The organism is Pseudomonas sp. REB1044, from assembly GCF_038813925.1.
Classification (GTDB): Bacteria; Pseudomonadota; Gammaproteobacteria; order Pseudomonadales; family Pseudomonadaceae; genus Aquipseudomonas; species Aquipseudomonas boreofloridensis.
In genome coordinates this window covers 1,535,524-1,555,501 of sequence record NZ_CP046139.1, presented here as the reverse complement: position 1 = coordinate 1,555,501, position 19,978 = coordinate 1,535,524, and the positions used below count along the sequence as shown (strand labels likewise).

At 61.6% G+C, this 19,978-nt stretch carries 20 protein-coding genes and 1 pseudogene; 2 read left to right on the top strand and 19 right to left on the bottom strand.

The features are described from left to right. Positions 1 to 30: 30 nt before the first annotated feature. Together GKC70_RS07395 and pap are read right to left on the bottom strand one after the other, a co-directional pair. Positions 31 to 990: a DMT family transporter gene (locus tag GKC70_RS07395; RefSeq protein ID WP_342650938.1), complete on the bottom strand. Its 960-nt coding sequence runs from the start codon at positions 988 to 990 to the stop codon at positions 31 to 33. Between the two features lie 137 nt (positions 991 to 1,127). Continuing rightward, positions 1,128 to 2,617 (bottom strand): annotated as a pseudogene (pap, locus tag GKC70_RS07390) (polyphosphate:AMP phosphotransferase). A 128-nt stretch (positions 2,618 to 2,745) separates the two neighbouring features. Between pap and mnmC the strand changes: the two are divergent. Next, the gene (gene mnmC / locus GKC70_RS07385; RefSeq protein ID WP_342650937.1) at positions 2,746 to 4,731 is read left to right on the top strand and encodes a bifunctional tRNA (5-methylaminomethyl-2-thiouridine)(34)-methyltransferase MnmD/FAD-dependent 5-carboxymethylaminomethyl-2-thiouridine(34) oxidoreductase MnmC; all 1,986 of its coding nucleotides are present in this window, start codon (positions 2,746 to 2,748) and stop codon (positions 4,729 to 4,731) included. Positions 4,732 to 5,243: 512 nt separating this feature from the next. Further along, positions 5,244 to 5,711, top strand: coding sequence for a hypothetical protein (locus tag GKC70_RS07380; RefSeq protein ID WP_342650936.1), 468 nt, complete (start codon positions 5,244 to 5,246; stop codon positions 5,709 to 5,711). A 98-nt stretch (positions 5,712 to 5,809) separates the two neighbouring features. On the opposite strand, the gene GKC70_RS07375 is transcribed toward GKC70_RS07380, so the two are convergent. The 17 genes from GKC70_RS07375 to GKC70_RS07295 form a co-directional block, all read right to left on the bottom strand. Further along, on the bottom strand, positions 5,810 to 6,052 hold the full coding sequence (locus tag GKC70_RS07375; protein WP_342651480.1) for a hypothetical protein: 243 nt from the start codon (positions 6,050 to 6,052) through the stop codon (positions 5,810 to 5,812). A gap of 80 nt (positions 6,053 to 6,132) precedes the next feature. Next, positions 6,133 to 6,486 (bottom strand): hypothetical protein, encoded by a 354-nt coding sequence (locus GKC70_RS07370; protein ID WP_342650935.1) that lies wholly within the window; start codon positions 6,484 to 6,486, stop codon positions 6,133 to 6,135. Continuing rightward, positions 6,483 to 7,109, bottom strand: a complete 627-nt coding sequence (locus GKC70_RS07365) for a glycoside hydrolase family 19 protein (protein ID WP_342650934.1) — start codon at positions 7,107 to 7,109, stop codon at positions 6,483 to 6,485. The genes GKC70_RS07370 and GKC70_RS07365 overlap by 4 nt, the downstream gene beginning before the upstream one ends. Before the next feature lie 60 nt (positions 7,110 to 7,169). After that, a complete protein-coding gene (locus tag GKC70_RS07360; RefSeq protein WP_342650933.1) occupies positions 7,170 to 7,754 on the bottom strand; it encodes a hypothetical protein in 585 nt (194 codons plus the stop codon). Between the two features lie 450 nt (positions 7,755 to 8,204). Beyond that, positions 8,205 to 8,819, bottom strand: a complete 615-nt coding sequence (locus GKC70_RS07355; protein WP_342650932.1) for a hypothetical protein — start codon at positions 8,817 to 8,819, stop codon at positions 8,205 to 8,207. 441 nt (positions 8,820 to 9,260) lie between these two features. Next, positions 9,261 to 10,229 carry a DUF1983 domain-containing protein gene (locus tag GKC70_RS07350; RefSeq protein WP_342650931.1) on the bottom strand — a complete coding sequence of 323 codons (969 nt, stop codon included), beginning with the start codon at positions 10,227 to 10,229 and terminating at the stop codon, positions 9,261 to 9,263. After that, entirely contained in the window at positions 10,121 to 12,460 is a 2,340-nt protein-coding gene (locus tag GKC70_RS07345; protein ID WP_342650930.1) for a hypothetical protein, read from the bottom strand. Before GKC70_RS07345 ends, GKC70_RS07350 begins: the two co-directional genes overlap by 109 nt. Further along, complete coding sequence (locus tag GKC70_RS07340) at positions 12,457 to 12,855, bottom strand: hypothetical protein (RefSeq protein ID WP_342650929.1); 399 nt, start codon at positions 12,853 to 12,855, stop codon at positions 12,457 to 12,459. The genes GKC70_RS07345 and GKC70_RS07340 overlap by 4 nt, the downstream gene beginning before the upstream one ends. Before the next feature lie 2 nt (positions 12,856 to 12,857). After that, positions 12,858 to 13,460: a hypothetical protein gene (locus GKC70_RS07335; protein ID WP_342650928.1), complete on the bottom strand. Its 603-nt coding sequence runs from the start codon at positions 13,458 to 13,460 to the stop codon at positions 12,858 to 12,860. Continuing rightward, positions 13,460 to 14,044, bottom strand: coding sequence for a hypothetical protein (locus tag GKC70_RS07330; protein ID WP_342650927.1), 585 nt, complete (start codon positions 14,042 to 14,044; stop codon positions 13,460 to 13,462). The genes GKC70_RS07335 and GKC70_RS07330 overlap by 1 nt, the downstream gene beginning before the upstream one ends. 55 nt (positions 14,045 to 14,099) lie before the next feature. Continuing rightward, a complete protein-coding gene (locus GKC70_RS07325) occupies positions 14,100 to 17,324 on the bottom strand; it encodes a phage tail tape measure protein (RefSeq protein ID WP_342650926.1) in 3,225 nt (1,074 codons plus the stop codon). Positions 17,325 to 17,380: 56 nt separating this feature from the next. After that, on the bottom strand, positions 17,381 to 17,707 hold the full coding sequence (locus tag GKC70_RS07320) for a hypothetical protein (protein WP_342650925.1): 327 nt from the start codon (positions 17,705 to 17,707) through the stop codon (positions 17,381 to 17,383). A 301-nt stretch (positions 17,708 to 18,008) separates the two neighbouring features. Beyond that, entirely contained in the window at positions 18,009 to 18,347 is a 339-nt protein-coding gene (locus tag GKC70_RS07315) for a hypothetical protein (RefSeq protein ID WP_342650924.1), read from the bottom strand. A 12-nt stretch (positions 18,348 to 18,359) separates the two neighbouring features. Further along, positions 18,360 to 18,854, bottom strand: a complete 495-nt coding sequence (locus tag GKC70_RS07310; protein ID WP_342650923.1) for a hypothetical protein — start codon at positions 18,852 to 18,854, stop codon at positions 18,360 to 18,362. Positions 18,855 to 18,908: 54 nt separating this feature from the next. Then, positions 18,909 to 19,295 (bottom strand): DUF3168 domain-containing protein, encoded by a 387-nt coding sequence (locus tag GKC70_RS07305; protein WP_342650922.1) that lies wholly within the window; start codon positions 19,293 to 19,295, stop codon positions 18,909 to 18,911. After that, positions 19,288 to 19,788: an HK97 gp10 family phage protein gene (locus GKC70_RS07300; RefSeq protein WP_342650921.1), complete on the bottom strand. Its 501-nt coding sequence runs from the start codon at positions 19,786 to 19,788 to the stop codon at positions 19,288 to 19,290. Before GKC70_RS07300 ends, GKC70_RS07305 begins: the two co-directional genes overlap by 8 nt. 3 nt (positions 19,789 to 19,791) lie before the next feature. Further along, positions 19,792 to 19,974 (bottom strand): hypothetical protein, encoded by a 183-nt coding sequence (locus GKC70_RS07295; protein ID WP_342650920.1) that lies wholly within the window; start codon positions 19,972 to 19,974, stop codon positions 19,792 to 19,794. Between the last annotated feature and the right edge of the window lie 4 nt (positions 19,975 to 19,978).

Genomic DNA, 19,978 nt, shown 5'->3' with positions numbered 1-19,978 from the left:
ACGTCGTCCCGATTGCGCGGTTGCCTGCGATCAGGACGACAGTCGGCGTCGCCCTCGGGCCCGCCACCCTGCCACCAACGACGGCCCCAACGCCACCAGCGCGGACCCCACGACCACGGTCACCGCGCCGAGGTAACCCAGCGCATTGATGTCCTCGGCATGCACGTAGTCAGGCCATACCCAGGCCGCTCCGGCCACCGCCACGAAGGTCACCAGCGGCGTCAGCGCCAAGGTCGCACTGACCCGCGAAGCCTCCCAGTGCGCCAGGGCCTCGGCGAAGGCACCGTAGGCCACGAGGGTGTTCAAGCAGCAGGCCAGCAGCAGCCAGCCCTGCACCGGCGTCAGCTGCAAGGCCTCCAGAGGTTGTACCCAAGGCGTCAGCAACGCCGCGCAGCTCAGGTAGATGACCATCATCACCTGTTGCGAATGCCAGACCGTCAGCAGTTGCTTCTGGCTCAGGGCATAGAACACCCAGATGCTGGTGGCCAGGAGGATGGTCAGTACCCCCGTGGTGTAGGCACCCAGCGATGTCAGCAACTCTTCCAGGCGTTGGTTGAAGAACAGCCCGAACCCGGCCAGTAACACCAGCAGACCGAGCCCTTGGCCGACACTGAAACGCTCTTTGAAGACGAAAACGCTGGCCACCAGCAGCAGCACCGGCCCCAACTGCACCACCAGTTGCGCCGTGCCGGGACTGAGCAGCTTGAGCCCGACCAGGTACAACACGTAATTGCCCATCAGCCCACAAACGGCCACCACCACCAGCCCAAGCCGCTTGCGCCCCAGCCCCCGAAACACCGGCAAACGCCGGCTGGCCGCCAGCCAGGCGAACAACAGCCCGCCAGACACGAGCAAGCGATACCAGGTGACCGTGACCGGGTCCATGACCAGCAGGACCTGCTTGAGTTTGATCGGCAGAATGCCCCAGAGCAGCGCGGTCAGCAGCGCCAGCGAAAAACCGCGGACCCAGCGTCCGGAAGAAGTGTGCATAGCGTCCTCGATAACGGAGCAGCGGCAAGCGGCAAGCGGCAAGCGGCAAGCGGCAAGCGGCACAGCGTGCACCGCCACTCAACGCCAGGCAATAGCTTGAAGCTTGAAACTTGCCGCTTGAAACTTGAAGCTCGCCGCTATTTCTTGTGCTTGGCGAAGGCAGCCTCCAGGGCTTCGTTGAGTGTGCGCAGCACCTTGACCCTGGCCCAGCGCTTGTCGTTGGCTTCCACCAACGTCCAGGGCGCGATCTCGGTGCTGGTGCGGTCGACCATGTCACCCACCGCCTCGGCATACACATCCCACTTGTCGCGGTTGCGCCAGTCCTCTTCGGTGATCTTGTAGCGCTTGAACGGGATCTGCTCGCGCTCCTCGAAGCGCTCCAGTTGCGTCTGCTGATCGATTGCCAGCCAGAACTTCACCACCACCACGCCGGCGTTGCTCAACTGCTCTTCGAAATCGTTGATCTCGCCGTACGCGCGCATCCAGTCGGCCGGGCTGCAGAAGCCTTCGACGCGCTCCACCAGCACCCGTCCATACCAGGAACGGTCGAAAACGGTGAACTTGCCGCGCGCCGGCACGTGTCGCCAGAAGCGCCACAGATAGGGCTGGGCGCGCTCTTCTTCGGTGGGTGCGGCGATCGGCACGATGCGGTACTGGCGCGGATCCAGGGCGGCGGCGACGCGGCGAATGGCACCGCCCTTGCCTGCCGCGTCATTGCCCTCGAACACGGCCACCAAGGCATGTTCGCGCATGCGCTTGTGGCGTAGCAGGCCGGCCAGACGCGCCTGCTCGGCCACCAACTGCTCCTGGTAGTCCTGCTTGTCCAGGCGTCGAGTCAGGTCCAGCGCACCCAGCAGGCTCATGTGGTCGATGCTGCGGCCCAGCGGCGCGACGTTGGCCTGGCGCGTGTTTTTGGCGTTGGCCAGCGCCGCCTGCAGGCTCTCCAGCAGGATGCGCCCGACGGCCAGTGCACGGTAATTGGGATCGACACCTTCGATCACATGCCAGGGCGCATAGTCGCGGCTGGTGCGGCGCAACACACGCTCGCCGAAGCGTACGAAGCGGTCGTAGGTCTGCGACTGCTGCCAATCCAGCGGGCTGATGCGCCAACTGTGCAGCGGATCGTCGCGCAGGGTCTTGAGTCGGGCCTTCATCTGTTTCTTGGACAGGTGGAACCAGAACTTGATGATCACCGTGCCTTCGTCGCAGAGCATCTGCTCCAGACGCTCGGCACCATTGATGGCCTGGTCGAGCACCGCATCCTTGAACTGACCGTGGACCCGGCCCTGGATCATCTGGCTGTACCAGTTGCCGAAGAACACGCCCATCCGCCCTTGGGCGGCAGCGCACGCCAGTAGCGCCAGGCCGGGGGCCGGGCCAGCTCCTCGTCGGTCTGCTGGTCGAAGGTGCGCACCTCGATCATCCGCGGGTCCATCCACTCGTTGAGCAGCTTGACCGTCTCGCCCTTGCCAGCGCCCTCGATGCCATTGATCAACACGATGACCGACAGCCGCGCCTGCTGCTTGAGCTCGAACTGCGCCTCGAGCAGGGCCTCGCGCAGTGCGGGCACCTCGGCGTCATAGGTGTGCTTGTCGATGCTGTGACCGATTTCCGCGGATTCGAACATGGAGGGCTCCTTCACTGGACCGGCCTAAGCTACAAGCTGCGAGCGGCAAGCTGCAAGAAAAAGCGCGGCGTGCCACTATTAGCGCTTTCCCGCAGTTTGAAGCGCGCTGCTTGCAGCGCTCAGAGGCCATGTCCGATAACGCCCCTCTCCAGCACGCCCAGATCGACTGGGATGCGCAAGGCCGCCCCCATTCGCGGCAGTACGACGACGTCTACTTTTCCAAGAACGAAGGCGTGCATGAAACGGTGTACGTGTTCCTGGAACGCAACCACTTGGCTCAGCGCTTTGGCGAATTGGGCGCGCACGACTGCCTGGTGATCGGCGAGACCGGTTTTGGCACCGGCATGAATTTCTTCTGTGCCTGGCAGTTGTTCGATCAGACCGCCCAGGCCGAAGCGCGCCTGCATTTCGTCAGCGTCGAGAAATATCCGCTGACCCGCGCCGACCTGGCCCGCGCCGCCGCGCTGTGGCCGGAGCTGTCGGCCTACAGCGACGCATTGCTGGCACAGTACGTGGCCATTCATCCGGGCTTTCAGCAGTTCAGCTTCGATCAGGGTCGCGTCACCCTGACCTTGATGGTCGGCGATGCCCTGCAGCAGCTACCGCTGCTTGATGCGCGCATCGATGCCTGGTTCCTCGATGGCTTCGCCCCGGCGAAGAACCCGGACATGTGGACGCCCGAGCTGTTCGCTCAACTGGCCCGCCTCTCACACCCAGGTACCACCCTGGGCACCTTCACCACCACGGGGTGGGTACGCCGCAGTCTGCTGGCGGCCGGGTTCGCCATGCGCAAGGTGCCGGGGCTAGGCAAGAAATGGGAGGTGATGGGCGGCGAGTTCGTCGAGACGCCCGACGATCCGCACGCCGCGCCCCCCTCTGCGCCCTGGTATGCCCGTCCTGCTGCGGTCCGAGGACCTCGGCAAGCCCTGGTGATCGGCGCCGGGCTGGCGGGCTGCGCCAGTGCCGCCAGCCTGGCGGCGCGGGGTTGGCAGGTCGAGGTGCTGGAGCGCCATGACGCCCCGGCCCGCGAGGCGTCCGGCAATCCGCAGGGCGTGCTGTACCTCAAGCTCTCGGCCCATGGCACGGCCCTGTCGCAGATGATCCTTTCCGGTTTCGGCTACACCCGACGCTGGCTCGAGCGGCTGCAACGCGGTCGCGACTGGGACGACTGTGGCGTGCTGCAACTGGCCTTCGATGCCAAGGAGCGCGCGCGTCAGGGCAAGCTTTCAACCGCCTTCGACAGCCGCTTGCTGCATCGGGTCGAGCGCGAACAGGCCCAGGCCATCGCGGGCATCGACCTGGCCAGTGGCGGCCTGTTCTATCCCGAGGGCGGCTGGGTGCACCCGCCGGCGTTGTGCCAGGCGCAATTGCAGCACCCACGCATCCGCCTGCTGACCCACCGCAGCGTGCTGGAACTGCGCCGGGACGCGGGCCTGTGGCAGGCCTGGGACGGCGAGCAGTTGCTGGCCAGCGCACCGCTGGTGGTCTTGGCCGGTGCCGCCGAGGTGCGTCAGTTCCCAGCCTGCGCCGAACTGCCACTCAAGCGCATTCGCGGACAGATCACCCGGGTGCCGCTCACCACGCGCAGCCAATCCTTGAGTACCGTGGTCTGTGCCGATGGCTACGTGGCCCCGGCGCGTCACGGCGAGCACACCCTCGGCGCCAGTTTCGACTTCCACAGCCAGGACCTCGCCCCCACGGCCGCCGAACACGCCAGCAACCTGGCACTGCTGCAGGCGATTTCCCCAGACCTGGCGCAACGCCTGGGCGCCGCCGAGCTGGATCCGACCCGCTTGCAAGGGCGTGCCGCCTTCCGTTGTACCAGCCCCGACTACTTGCCGATCGTCGGCCCCCTGGCCGATCCCGGCGCGTTCGCCGACACCTACGCCGTGCTGGCCAAGGACGCTCGTCAGGTCCCCGCCATCGACTGCCCCTGGCTGGATGGCCTGTACGTCAACACCGGCCATGGCTCTCGCGGCTTGATCACCGCGCCCCTGAGCGGCGAGCTGATCGCCGCCTGGGCCAGCGGTGAACCCCTGCCGCTACCGCGCGCCGTGGCCGAAGCGTGCCACCCGAACCGCTTCGCCTTGCGCAAGCTCATTCGCGGGCAGTAACCACCCTCAGTGCCGAACGCCACTCGTCGCTTATAACGGATCGATCTAAAACTCTGCTAATTCACCTGGGTCAGTTCCTTAAGGTGCCCCATGGGAGGGCACTTTTCCCCAACGGCAAAACCGGTAAGGACTTATGTGCGGATTAGCAGGAGTATTGGTAAGGGGGTTTTAAAGGCTTGCAGGGCTATAAATCCCCCTGATTCCCCCACAAAAAACCTGTTTTGGTACAAAAAGTGGTACAAAAATCACGGGCGCAACCTGTAAATTTGAAATCGCGATAGGTCCGAATGAATCGATGAGTGTCTTTTTTCCTGCATCGGACATCTTGAAACGGAACTATGGCCAATACAAAAGGCTTCTCTAGATTGTGGTTCAAGTCTAATCTCGGACTGAATTAGATTCTACTCCGACCCTGGAAATAAATGGCCAATCACTAAATTTATGAAAATTTTCTAAAGATTTTTTAATTGGGGCCGATACAATTCTAAGTAACATAACTGGAGTCAAGCTAAATGATAAATTTGAACACGTCAAATATTACATCGAACCCACCCGCAAAAGCTGATACGCCAGAAAAAAAACTATACAACTACACAGCCGAAGATGAGGAAACAAAAAAAACTGAACGCCTGAGCATTTCAGTTGACATCTCAAATCTTTCGATTGAAAAACTAAAAAAAGAAAACGAAGAAAACAAAGACATCGATGAAAGCGGGCTCCCCGAGGCAACTAAAGAGATCCTAAAAAATATTCGCAGAATAAAGAAACAGATTGAAGAAAAACAGGCAGAGCTTAGGGCAATCGAACAAGATGGCACGCTGGACCCTCAAACGCGAATGATTAAAATACAAGGAGCTCAAGCGGCAATCAAAACTCTCCAAGGCATGTTAACCGAAGCAACCGGTGCGTTGGCCAAGCAGATGAAACATGGCCTCAGTGCTGATCAGGCACTAAAAGCGGGAAGTTTGGCGATGAAATAGTTTGTTATGATATAACATATCCATATCAAATCTATTTATCCCAGTTTACTGCTGCTCGCCGGCAAGAGGTAAGCTCAACCTACAAATGCCACTGATAGTCAGCGGCAGGCGCCGACCGCCGCCTCCAGAAGTCTCTCGTACCCGATCCGCTGACGCCGCTCTGCCAGCAGCGCAAGAATCTTCGCTTCAGGGGAGTCGCCCTTCTTTAGGCCGGTGGTGGCCCATGCAGGAACCCGCACCTCCGGCGCGCGACACGGAATCTGGACGGGAACCTCGACGCGCACGTACTGGACCTGAGGGGGCGCCTTCGATGCACAACCCGCCAGCAGCAGACCAGCCATCAACACCTGCAGGGCCTGCACATTCTTCCAGGTCCTGCAGGTTTTCGGGCGACCTGCACTTTTTCCCAATACCTGCGTCATCATAGACCCAGCTCCTTGTCGACTTGGTTGATCGCGCATACCCCAGGGTTGCGCTCCTGTTGGAGCCGGTTCGCGGCAGCGTAGTCGTCACGGGCTGCTACCTTGGCTTGAGTCGCGGCCTGCTCTGCCCTGTCCTGGCGGGCCTGCGCGGCCAGGGTCAGGTCGCCGAGAGCCTTTCCTTGCTCCTGCGCCAGGCCTGCAAGGTTGTCGCGCGCGGCGGCGCACTGTGCGGCCTGGTCTTGCTGGTCATCCAGCAGCGGTCGGAAGTGGCTGGTGGTGGCCCAGGTGCCAACGGCGATGCCGAGCAGCACCAGCAGGCCAGCCCCCGCGAGGCGCATCAGCCAGGCATTCATGCCAGCACCCGCAGCGCGATGTCGTACAGGGACTGGCGCTCTGCGGCGCCGTTCGGCGTCCGTCCAGGCTGCCCGGTGTTGATGACGCTGCCGATATCCTTGAAGCGGCCGGCATCGGCCAGTTCGTTCAGGCCGTGCTGCGCCCACCACCATGCCGCTGACATGGCGGCATGCTCTGGCTGCTCGAGCAGTTCCGGCTGTTCCTCCAGCGGCAAGCCAAGGGCCTGGCCAGCGGCGCGATAGTTCGACCGCCCGGTGAGCTGGATCAGGCCGCGCCCACGGTAGCGCCAGCCGTCGCCGGAGGCCTCGGGGCCGTTGCCCATGCGGCCGCCGTAGACACGATTTGCGATCTTCTCCGGCTGCCGGGCATAGGCCGGCACGTTCGCGGCGGTGAATCTGGTGGGCCAGGTCCGCACCAGGGCTTCGGCGCTGTAGTTCAGGTTCTCGCTCAGCGCGCGCAGCTGGCCAGACTCGTGCCCGATCTGGGCGAGAAATGCCGCGACCCGCAGGCGGCTGTCGATCTTGTAGCGGGTCATAGCACGGTTCAGCGAGGCGAGGAATGTAGCAGCGGCGGGGCCTGATTTCGGCAGAACCTGCCGCAGTTGCTGTTCGGTGATCGGCATTCGGTTTTCTCCAGGCAAAAAAATACCGCCAGGCGGCGGCTCTAGAATTGGGCTATGGGATCAGGCCTGCGCCTCATCTCCCGCCTGAGTAAAAGGCTGGGGCGGCACCTCCGGTTCGGGCATCTGCAAGCGCACGTCGATCCAACTGTTGAGCGGAACATCCAGGGCGGCACCCTTGCCCAGATGCATTTCGCCGTCTTCGTCGAGCGTCCAACGCTGCTTGAACAGCCGGATGGTCACGACACCAGCGGAATCCTGCTCACTCTCAGTGATCCCCAGCATGCGGCCGCCATCAGGCGAGCACGGGTCGTGGATGCGCCAGCCCTCAGTTGCTAGGCCAAGGCTCCCACTGAGTCGGTAGACGCCTACGCCAAGACGCTCGACCGTGACGCCCCGTGCCTCACTGTTTGCAACACCCCACTCGCCCGCAGGCTCGAATGTCTGCTCTTGAAGGTCTGCCCTTTCGCTATTTGCAACGCTGGCCACGCGCACGATCGGCGACGCAGCGGACAGTACGCCGCCGGCGCCACGGGTGGTATTGCCGGTGTGGTACAGCTCGATCACTGGCGTAGTTGCATCCCCATACACAGACCAGAGCTTGATTGTTCCGGTATTGCCGGACAGGCCGTAGGGCCAGGCAATCATCAGGCGGTTACCACCCGTCCCGAAACGAATCGTCTGTTTGTACCAGTACCCTGTGCCCCCGCTCGGCGCGCCGGGCGAGCCAGGCGCATACAGAACGGGATCGAAGCCCTGGTCAAAGCCGTCGTACCAGCTCTTCGTTGACGAGGATGTCGTCGCCCAGCCCAGGGCCTCGGCTGGGGGAACTTGGTCACGAGCAAGGCTGACTGCGCGAGTAGCAGCGGCCCCGAGACCTAGATTATTTCTGGCTCCGGCGGAGTTGTCGGCGCCAGTACCGCCTCTCACTACCGGAAGCGCAGCGGGGAGAGTCTGTGGACTGCCTATTGCTCCCAGGGCACTGTAGAGCTCGTCGAAGTTAGCGATGGCCTTGGCATTAGCGCTACGCGGAGTGTCGCCGCCCTGACCTGTCGGCGCAGTTCCTAGGTTGATTACCTGTTTAGACATAACCCATCCTTAAATTGGCTTCATTGGCTTAGAGGCAAAAAGAGTTCGTCCATTTGCTGTAATTGGATTTACGCCGTTATAGTTATCGCAATACATTTGCAGGACTGACCTATTGCCCGGAAGGAAACCTCCGAAGTTAGCCCTTATTGGTTGAGATGTAGCAGCAATGTTAACGCAAGATAATAATGCATTTGCCAGCACGAAGTCCCCGTAGCTACCAGTCCAAGGCATCTGCTGACTTGGAGCGTAGTAACCGGCAGAGCCTGTTATCGGTGTACCTTGCGAGACGAACTTGTTGGTTTCGGGCTGACTGTTAAGTAAAGCAAGGCTGGCGGTAGTGATGAACGTCCTTGCCCCGGAGGCGTCGCGGATCGAAATACCGTATTCTCCAGGGCTACCCTCTGGAGCCAGATAGCTCGCGCAATACCATTTGATTTGCATGTAGTCATTGGCTGCATTTCCGTGCGCCTGAGGATTTGCGTACTGACGCACCATGAATCCAGTCCAGTTCCCAGGAGAACCCTTGACGAAGAAGTTCCCCACCATCATGTAGTCAGATGCGTTCAGAAATATCAGCGGCCTTTCATAGGTGGTTATTGGAGAAGGAAAATTTACATCCCCCATCTTATTTCCTGAACCTTCTCACCGGGACGCCAGTAAAGTCCAATTTGGAAGCTTCCGTTGTACCTTACAGATAACACTTTATTGACTGAGTCTATCTGCGTCCTGATGTCTCCATTGCGAGACCTGAACCCATAGTCCCCTTGAGATGAAAAAGGCTCACCACCCAGGGACAGGATCATGACTTGCCAGCTGGACACCCCTGGCTGACGTAACTGAAGTTGGCCCTTCGTGTACCAGGCCTGAGGTGACCAGGTGTTCTCCCCTTGATCCCGTAGCGTGTCCACAACAACAAACGACTGCTCTTGGATCTCGGGGATAGATATGTACTGGTCGAACGCTCCATTGCCCGTGACTTGCATCATCTTGAGCGAGCGAATAGAGGTTACGGTGGTGTCCAGGGTTACAACCCCGGACGCATCACGGGTTCTGATTCCATACTGTTCAGCCACTGGTCAGCCTCCCTACGCCAGCGCGTTCGATGTCTTTGTTGTCGTAGACGAATAGACCACCGTTGTTAATCAACGTAGAGCCGTTGGCATCTTGGCCGCGCAGCGTGAAAGTGCCTGCTGCGACGTTGATTTCCAGAAGCGGGCGTCCTTGCGAGTCCGTCGCCTGGGATCTCAACGTCATGCCGAGGATGATTTCGCGGATGTATGCCTGGTTGATCAGCGCCGTGTTGAAGTAGGCCTTCCCGTCTTGGAAGATGAACATGCTGTTGAGCGAGTCGCCGTTCAGCCCGTTGATGATCGCAACGCGGTCGGCAGCCAGAAGGATCTCGCTGACAGATCCGTCACTTCCCTGCACAATTCCCGTCTGCACCTTCTTGCCGTTGACGTTCGTCTCTGTCTTCCACGACGAGATTGCCGACACGCGGCCGTTTGCATCGACGATCGCTTTGTCGTTGCGCTGAACTGCCGCCGAGGTCTGCGCCTGCTGGGCCTGCACTTGGCTGAACTGCTGTGCAGTCGAGCCCTGCAGATCTACGACCGACTTGCTGACTTGCTGTACAAGCGCATTCGTTTCGCCCTGGCGCACCTCCACTTGATCAGTGCGCTGCGCCTGGGCTATATCGCCCTCGATCCGCGCGGACTGCTCCGACCATGCACCCACATACGTCTGCTCGGAGCCGGCGAAGCCCTCCTCGCTGCCGGCTAGGGCCGGGTTGACTTGCACGAAAACTCCGTCGAGCTTCTGAGCGTTCGCCTTTACCTGGTTGCCCAACACCTCAACGGTCCCTTTGACCTGGCTCAGTCCCTGGGCAGTTGCGTTGACGCCGGTGTTCGGGTCGTTGACCGTAGCTTTCACGGATCTGATCTGCTCAGCGTTGGCAGTGATGTCCTTGCCCTGCTGCTGAATTGAGGCCGTGTTTTTCTCGACCTGCGCGGCCGTAGCGCCGGCCTGCGTGACCACTTGACCAACATCGATCCAGTACGTCGCATTCGGCGGCGCATTGCCCTCGCCCGCTGGCACATCGACCTTCGCTTGGTACAGGCGCTGCCCTGGCGCACGCTTTCGCCGGCCTCGTATGGCTTGGCCGGGTCGTATTCCAGCGCATCGACAAGATCGCCGATTTCCTGCTTCAGCTCACCCAATCGCTCGTTCACAGACCCGGGCCCGTCGCCGGATATCAGCTCGATCTCCTCGCGAAGCTCGGGCGCCAGCAGGCCGCTATTCACCTGTTCCTTGAGCGCATCGAGCATTGCGCTGACATCGTTCGAGGTCGAGGCAGGAACCTTCAGGTATCCGCTCACCCCGTAGGCATTGCGGGCTCGGATGAAATAGAAGTAGTTGGCGAAGAACGCCAGACCGGTGTGTGTAAATGTCAGGCCCTGCCCCAGATACTCGGCCTGGCCCACCGGCGCCGATCCGTCGCGGGTGTAGAAATACTCGTAGGTGCCCCCGTTCAGCCTGTGCTGGGTGTTGGTTGGCGTCAGCGTGATCGTATCGAGCGATGCGCGAACGATGCACCCTTCGGGCACTGGCGGCCCGTCGACGTTGACCGTGATTGTGGCTTCGCCGGAGCGCGCCTGCGGACCGAGCGCCGCAACGCTCATCGTGTAGTTGCCTGCGGTCAGGCCGGCGAGCGGCACCTGAAGTGTGGTTTCCGGAACCTGCATTGCCTGCACTGCGGCGCCAGCCTGGCGCACGGTGATGGCATAGCCGGACACAATGCCGGTGGGCGCCGACCAGCTCAGAACACCCTGGGTCACTTCGGCGGTGTCGTCCGCCACCCAGGTGAGCCCCGTAGGGCTGCCCAGGCCGCCGGCCGGCAGGCTGATGAAGCCGATCGGGCTGTACGGCTGGCCCACGGCGTCGTCGTAGATCGCCGGGTCGTAGACCTGCAACGAGGCCGTGCAGCCTTCGCTGGTTCCCATCGACCAGTTGGTCACGATGAACTCGCCCAGGATGTTGAGCGAAGGCAGGTTAGCGCGCACCACGCGGCCAGGACGGCAGTTGTAGCCCAGCAGGTTGAGCGGAACGTTGATCACGCCGCCCGCGCGCCGGCGGCGAAGTTCGATGTTGGCCAGGCGCTGGGCCTGATACGGGTCCGTGATGTAGGAGAAGGTCAGGGTCTCCGCCGACTCGCCGCCATCAGCCACCACCCACGACGCGACACTGACCTCCGGATAGTCGGTCTCGGTCCAGGACTGGGTCTTGTCGATGAAGGTGCCGCGGATCGTGTTGATGGCTGCGTCGTTCGTGGGTTCGGTGCTGCCAGTGATTGCGCCGATCACCATGTCCTCGGTGATCTCGAAGTCCCACGGGCCGTAGTAGGCCCCTGCCTGGAACATCCAGCGGCCGCCCACGCGGATGACCTTGCCACCGCACGCAGCCTCAAGCTTCTGCAGCACGTTGGTGCGCTGCTCGTCGGCGCCGATCACGCAACTGCTGCGGTAGCGCGGGCTGACGGTGCCATCGGGGTTGCCGACCGACTCGTCGCACACGTTGGCGCCGCTGGCGAAGGTCTCGAAGACGATCTCGTCGTCAGGCACGTTGCAGCGGTTGCGCAGGAACCAGAGGATGTGCAGCGCGGTGTTCTCGCTGTAGCCAGACATGCCGGTGCGCGGGTCGTAGAGATCGTTGCGCCCGCGCACGACGAAGCGCGCGTCGGGGATGCCGGGCGGGAATTTCTCGGCGTTGTAGCGCAGCGACAGGCGCACAAAGGACAGGCCTCGGCCGATCTGGCTGTCTTTCCAGTCCGGGCAGTTGGCCTTCAGGAAGGCGTTCACCTGGGTAGGGTTCACCACCAGTTCGTAGGAGGCATCGGTGCCGTAGGTGTTGATGACCTCCTCGCCTAGGTAGATCTCCTCCAGCGCATCGACCGCGCCTTCACAGAGGACGTACACAAGGTGCAGCCACTCGCCCTCTCGCTGGGCGCCGGCCTCCTCCTGCGCCCACACCAGCACACCGCCGGTGCTCACGCGGCCCAAGATGAAGCGAGCCGGGGCCTTTGATGAGCGCACAGTCTGCGCAGATGGCTCGTTGTCGCGCAGCGGCGACTTGGTGTTCAGCTTTTCCTGTTGCTCGGATGCGTAGAACGCCAGGCCCGCGCCAATGGCGGCGCCAATCGGGCCACCCTGAACGAAGCCGATGACGGCGCCGATGGCGACTTGTGCAACCTTCCTGACTCCGCCGCTCATTCCACTCTCCAGACTGCTGTTGGCTCGCATACCACCCGCGCAGCGCCGTCTTCGGTTGCCGCCCAGTATTCGCCCGCCCAGTACACGGCGATGGCCTTACCCTGCGGGCCGTCGTACATGGCCACGTCGCCGCGCTGGATGAACGCCGGCGCGACTCGGGCAAAGCACGCATCCCACGCCGCCTCCAGGCTGCCGTGGTTCTTCTTCAGCGCTCGCTTGGCCCCGGACTCGGTCTTGTACGTACCCCGGTACACTGCCGCCGGATCGACGCCGCACACAGCCACAGCGCAGTCAGCAGCGAACAGGCAGCAGTCGAATTCGCCCCATGAAAAAGGCCGCTCTGAGGCGGCCTTGATCACTTCGCATAGACGTATCGTCCAGTCCCTGTTTCGCATGGCTATTTCTCGTAGTTGAAGGTCGGCGCGTCCTTGCTGGAGCCCCAGTAGATCGGCCACTCGGAAAGCTGGGCGACGGCGTAGAAGAAGCGGTCGCCGTCATGGCGCGCGCGGTGGTTCTCGTCGGTGAAGCGCTCGGTGCCGGTGCGGCTCCACTCGGCCATGCGGTCCACGATGGGAACGGTGATCTTGTTGCCGTCCTGGCCATTGCCCGCGTAGGAGAAGGTGGCCGCGTCCATGCGACCCGAGAACAGGATGTCGACGGCGTAGTTGCCCGCCTCGTCGAACACCACGAACAGCAGCTTGCCTGACCGCCCGCGGCATCCCCGGATGTTCGTCTCGGTGATGATGTAGCTGTCCAGGCCGTTGAGGCTCAGCTCCACCGACATTGGCGAGTTCGAGTTGTCGCTCTCTTGCGACTGACCGACCTCGCCGAACTGGCCTACACCCAGGTACGTTATGCCGTCGATCACCAGATCACCGGTGCCCGTGTGGGCGTAGACCGGGCCGTCCTCGAAGTCGAGCTGGCAGGCGTACACGGTCATGAAGCGGCCGCGCGCGATGATGTCGACTACGCTCTGGCTGAAAGGGAATGACTGGGGCATCAGAAGGCCTCTCTGAACTGATAGCTGCCGTTCGAAACCACCGGCTGAACGCTCCACTGGTTGGTGTCATCCACTCGTCGCATCTCGCAGTAGGGGTTTCGGTACTCGACAGCAGAGCCAATCGGTATGGTCTTGCGGATACGCTTGTTGACCTGGATCGTGGCGGCGCCAGCGGCGTCACTGTCGACGTTCTCCACCACTTCGAACATCTCGCCGAGGATGGTGATGTGGTCGCCGCGGCTGAACACCCTGGTGCTGGCGGTCATCCCGCGCAGCTGGATGCGCGTAGCCTGGGCAATCGCCGAAGCCACCACCGGCACCCCGATGTTGTCCGTCCTGGTCCGGGTAATCGACGGGATGTTCACCGTGCCGAACATGCCCTGCAGGCGACCCAACAGCGAAGTCAGCTCGCGCTCATCCTCTTCGTAGAGAACGCCGAAGTTGAGCGTGCAGGTCCAGTACGCACCAGCATGGGAAGCGATCTGCTGCGCGTTGGTCAGCGATGAGGTGAACGCCCGATTGTTGTAGACCACACCCCAGGTCATGTCAGTGGGCTCCAAGTCTTCGGGCCATGCTTCCGCCATTTGGCAGCTCCAATGAAAAACCCGCCGAAGCGGTTTGTGTGCTGTGAGTGCCGAGTTATCGCTTGGACAGCAATTGCCGCCCGGCACCGTTCGTTTTGAAGTCGCGCAGCATCATCTGGTAACCGTCATTGGTTGCCTGGCGCGTGACCCTGGCCAGATCTTCCTTGCTCACACCGTCAGGGCTGCCGTTGAAGTGGAAGTGCTGGGTGATGTTCCCCATGGTGATGGGCGCTTGATCGCCGCTACCGTTCCCGGTGCCCATCGATACCACACCAAGCGAACCGTCCGGGCCGCGCGCCAGCGGCATGATCGCCTCAGGCCCTGCCTCGGCAAAGATGCCCGCGCCCTTGGCAAAGGCGAACATCTGCGGCGAGTCGTGAACCTGGTTCGAGAATGACGACAGACTGGGCGAGTCGTAGACGCCGCCCTTGGCATTGGCCACGAAAGAGCCCTCGCTGAAGCCGGTCATGGTGCCCTGCCCCAAGGCCGAGCCTCCGCCACCCAAGAAACCAAATGCCGAGCTGAGGAAACCTGCAGCCGCTTGACGCACCTGAATGCGGATCAAGTCCTCGATGACCGCGTCAGCGAAATCCTTGAACTCGAACTTGCCAGTCTTCACGAACTGGACAACCCCATCCTCCAGGTTACTGAACGCATTCGCGAACAGTTCCTGTGTCTGACCCGCCACGTCAGCCGCGCTGTCGAGGTAGTTCTCAAGCGCAGCCGATGCACCATTACTCCAGTCAGATTGGGCCGCATCAATCTTGCTGAAGGTCTCCTCCTGGACCTGCACCAGCTTCGCGCCGTATTCCTGCCTCAGTGCGATCTGCTTCTCGAGCTCCTGACGTTGCTTCTCGTTCGAAGCGGTGGCCAGTTCGTCGCGCAGCGCAAGAATCTTGCTGTTGTTTTCCTGCTCAAGCGCGAGACGCGACTGAGCGCGGCCGGCTCGCTTGTCGCCCATTCCGACCGCTGCCGCTGCGGCATTACCTTGCTGCTGAGCGATCGCCAACTGACGCTCAAGGTCGGCCTGGTACTTCATGGCCTGGGATAGGCCGGTGGAAGCCTGCACCGCCTGGTTGAACTGACCGGCCAACGCGGCTATCGCACGGCCGTAATCTTCGGTGGTGATCTTCTTCTTGCTGAGCAGCAGATCCAGGGCCTGAGTCTGCTTCTTGAACTCGTCAGCTGCTGCGCCAACAGGATCGTAAACCTTCTTCAACTGCTGGTAGGCGGTCTCCGCTTCTTTCAACTGCTGATTCAGCTTGGTCTGTGCTGAGGTGGCGTCTTTGGTTTCCTGCTTTGCGCCTTGGTTGGCTTTCTTCTGAGCCTCAATGGCGTGGGCCGCCGAAAGAGCGGCTTGCCGATCCGTCTCTGTCAGCTCGGTGTGCTCAGCCAGGTACCGATTGACGACCTTGATCATATCGCCGTTGTCTTGCAGACCCGCCAGCTGCTTCTGCAGCGTATCTAGGTAGGTCTGGCCGGCAGTGCTCATCCCCGTCTTCGCCGCGTTGTTGGCCTGGGTCGACGCCGTGTTGCGATCGGTTTCGCCGGTCAGCTCCGCCAGCTTGGAGCGCAGGTTGACCAGCTCGACGCCGAGGCCGGATGCTTTGATCTGACCGGTTTCGATCGCCTGGGCCATGGCCTCGGTGACACCTGGCATGACACGTACCTGATCGGCCACGGCCTTCCAGTCGACCACCGCACCCGTAGCGGCCTGGTTCGCCGCCTCTCTTACCAAATCGAGCGCCGTCTGCGCCTCCTTCGGCATCGGCGCCAACGCGGCGATGAAGCCATCGACACCCGCGGCGCCCATGCCGCGCAGGTCGTTCTCGAACTTGTCAGCGATCGCGCCCGTAGTCTGGCTCAGTTGGCTCTGTAGGTCATCGACCTTGCCCTGCAGTTCCCTCAGCGCCACCGCCTGGGTCGCCCTGTTCAGCTTGCCGAAGCGCTCCACCAATTTGTCGAGCGGATCGCTTAGGTCGCCGAGTTTCTTTTCGAGTGAGTCGGAGTTGTCCCTCAGCAGCAGGAAGCTTGCTGCAGCTGTGCCAGCGAGCAGTGCCAGCCCCATCGGCCCGCCCAGGGCCGAGAGCAGGCCGCCCGTGGCCGCCCGCGTGAGATTCGCCTGGGCGATGGTCAGCGCTTCGGTTGAAGCAGTGAGCGCCGCCTGCTTGGGCAGAAGCTGGGTCTGTACCAGTGACAGCCGCTGCAGGCCCGTGGCAGCGGCGACAGAGGCCTCTGCCTGCTGAACCTGCGCCTGAGCATAGATCCTCTGAGCCTCTGCTCCGCGCAGCGCTGCGCGTGCATTATCCAATTCTGCTGCGCGCTGGACCAATGCTGCCTTTGCCGCTGCATACGCTTTCGCAGCGTAGATTGTCAGGGCTCCTGCGCCGGCTGCTCCCATGGCAGCGGCGACTAGGTCAATGTGTTCGGCCAGGACTAGCAACAACTTGGAGAGGCCTGCTACAGCTCCCGTTTCATCCTCGAGCCCGCCCAAGAAATTGCCGACTGCATTGCCGATGTTGTTCAATGCGTCCTGGACGCTTGTCGACATATCGGCTGCGGCTTTTCGATTTAATTCGACCGATTTGAGCAACCCAGTGTTGAGATCATCAAGTGACAGCTTTCCAAGCACTCCAAGATCACGAATCTCTTTCGCGCTCTTACCTGTAGCTCTTGCGATTGCATCCACAATAGTCGGCATCGCGGTCTGGATTGAGATCCATCCATCCGCATCGACTTTTCCGGTTGCGAGAGCCTTAGAGTATGCATCAAGAGCCGAGCCTGCCTTGTCGGCGGACGCAGCATTGGTAACAAGAAGGAAGCTAAAACTATCGGTGATGTCCAGAGTTTGTTGGGTATTGAACCCCAGAGTGCGCATTACATCGGCGGTGCGAATATAGAGCTCTTGCGCCTCGGCAAGAGGTCGGTAAGTTTCTTGGGCGGTCTGTAGAAGGTGCTGTTGAACCTCTTGATATTCGCCAGCACTGCCCGCCGCCGCTTTCATCCGGTCGGACATCTGACCGTAGGCATCTACCTGCTTGATAATGCTGCCAATCAGCCCGGCGCCGGCAACAGCCGCAAATGCGCCACGAATCAGGGTTCCCGCTTGCTGCGCCGCGCCGCCGGCGCGATCAAAGGCCGAGTCAACAGTAGCCAGGTTGCGGTCAATCGCCTGACTGCTGCGCGAAACTTGCTGTTCGGCACTGGCCAGCTCACGGCGCAACTGTGCCGTGGTAGCCTCAATCTGGACGAGCATTCCTTGAATTTGTTGATCAGCCATTTCATCGCCTACAAAAAAGCCCGCTCAAAGCGGGCTTTAACAAGTTGGAAGGGAGGTCAAATACCTTTCTTTGAGCAAACTTGTCCAGCAGCCTCCCCCACATCAATAACAAGGAACTTACCGCTAGAGAGTTTAACCGCCATGAAAGGCTCGAATCCAACATAAGCACCATATGAATTTTTTGAATTCACAAGACCGCAAGTTGCTTTATCTTTGCCAATCCTGACATTTTTTAGCTTTGCACTATCAGCGTCCTTCAAACGATCTTCCATCGCTACTTTCAGTGCCGCCAGTTCATCATTTGATGCCGGGGTGCCGGCGGCGGAGGCGAGCGAAATAACGGCGCACTGGGCAAAAACTCCCAAGACAATCTTCCTGATCACGGCAGGCTCCTCTCGAAAAATGACTACCATACCAAGAAGACGGTCAATGCGCTTTGTTAGCAAGACTGTCTCCCAGTCAGAGCATGACGCAGCTTGTCGGCCACTGCCGAGGGCTTGGGCTTGCCGCCCTTCGTCTCAGCCTTGGCGCCGGAGGCGAATGGGTGGGTCATCCTAGCCCACTCCACTCGCGCATCCATGGCCAGGAACAGCTCAGGAAGCGGCGTGTTCCAGGCGACCTCAGGGGGCCAGCCCAGCCAGCCCACGGCCACCGAGTACATCCGGTCGACGTAGCTGCCGTCCTCTACGGCGCTGACTCCTTCTCCGCTTTCTCCTTTCCCGGTTCGCCGCCTCGTGGGTTGTAGAGCGCGCTCAGGAAAGCAATGGCGCTGGGCGTCAGTTGGGGAGCGCCCTGGTGCCACACTTCTTCCGTGAACGCCTCAATATCCTCGCCCTCGATACCCGCCCCCGCGGCGATTACAAGCGCTACCGCTTCTACGCTCACCGCATGGAGGCTTTGGGAGGCCGCTCGTAAGCCGCCGAACCGGCTCTCGATGAAGCGCACGGCCTTGAGGGTTGGCTTTAGCACCAGGGTGCGCTTACCTACCTGTACTTTAGCGGTACCGTGAAGCGTCTTGCTCATGGTGACCCCCTATCAGGCAGCGGCGGCCGGCAGCAGCTCGAGGATGTCCGAGTTGATGCCGATGGTGACGTTGCGGCGCACGACGTTGTCGGCGGCACCCGGGGCGACGGTGTTGTTCATCACCTTGCCGCGCATGTAGAACGTGGTGGGCTTGATCGCCGGCGTGGCCGTTGGGTCGCCATCGTTGAGGGTGATCTTGATGTTGTAGTCGCCCTTGCTGCGATCCTTGTGGGCGGTCTTGACGGCCTTTTGGCCCGCATCGCCGTTATCGAAGCCAACGGTCAGGGTGAGGTCGCCAGCGTCGGCGGTGCCCTTGTACTTGCGCACGCGGCCATCCTTGAGCGACGTGAAGGTCACGCTGCTGAAGGTGTCGCCGAACTCGCCCAGGTCCTCGATCTCGCCGACCTCCACGTAAGTGTCGGCCTCATACAGGGCCTGGGTGTCAGCGCCAGTTTTACCGCCGAGCCAGAATCGGCAGCCGGCGGCGGTGTTCAGATTGTCGGTCATGGGTGTTCCTCCAAAGGCACATTGGATTGAGCCGCTGGGCGGCCGGTAGGTGAATCAGTGGGTGGTGATGACGCGGACGGTGATCGATCCCTGGTACGTGACGCCATCGGCATCGCGCTGGGCGTCGGACTGGATCACGCGCACAGAGACCGCGCGGCCAACCGTCAGCGCCAGCGGGCGCTCATCCAAGGCGGCGATCACCTCCCCGTTCAAGCGCTTTACCTCAGCCTGGCCAACCGCATCAGACCAGACCGACAGGTACAGCAGGCGCTGCTCGCGCTTGCGGCCCGAGATCGGGCTGACGTTGACGGAGACCTCGCGGTCGATCGATACGTAGGGCATTGGCTCGTTGACGCCCGCCCCATCAAGAATCGGGCAGCTGACCTCGGCGCGGAGCCTGGCGAACAGCGCCTCCTGCAGCGCGACCGAGGGGTCAGCCATCGCCCACCCCCTGGCTTGCCTTGCGCAGGGTGCGCCGCACTGCCGTCTCGATATCGGCCATCACATACTCGCGGTTGACATCGATGGAGGGCCGAAGCCACGGATGCGCCGGACGGGCCGGAATGTCCGGGTACTTGCCGAAGAAGTGCTCGCCGTCGCTCTTGTTGGTGGCTTGACGGTTACGGTTGCCAGCGCGCTTGCCGCCGATGTAGCCCTTGGTGCCGTACTCGATGAAGCGCAGGTAGAAGAACTTGCGGTTGTCGCGCTTGCCGCGAATGCCGATCTGCGCATCCAGGCCGCTGGGCGCGACGTAGATCTTCAGCGCGGCGGCGGCGGCACCCGTGTCCTTGGGCATCATCTGCTGCTGGGTGGCCAGCACCCGCTCAGCGGCCTGGCGCATGGCCGGGGCCAGTTCGTTGTCCATCGTCTTGTGGATGTTGCGCAGCGTTCGCCGAAGGCGGATATCGCCGCGCATCTTCGAGCGGCGGGCCATGGCCTACTCCTTGGCCTGATCGGCCTTGCCTGGCTTCGCAGCAGGCGCAGCTGCAGCCTCGGTCACTTCCTCGGCATAGCCTCGAGCGATCAGGCCCTCGCCGTAATCCTTGGCCACGGTGAATTCCTCACCCTTCTCGCGTTCGCCCGAGGCGCCGGACAGTGGACCCAGTGCACGGATTTTCATGTTT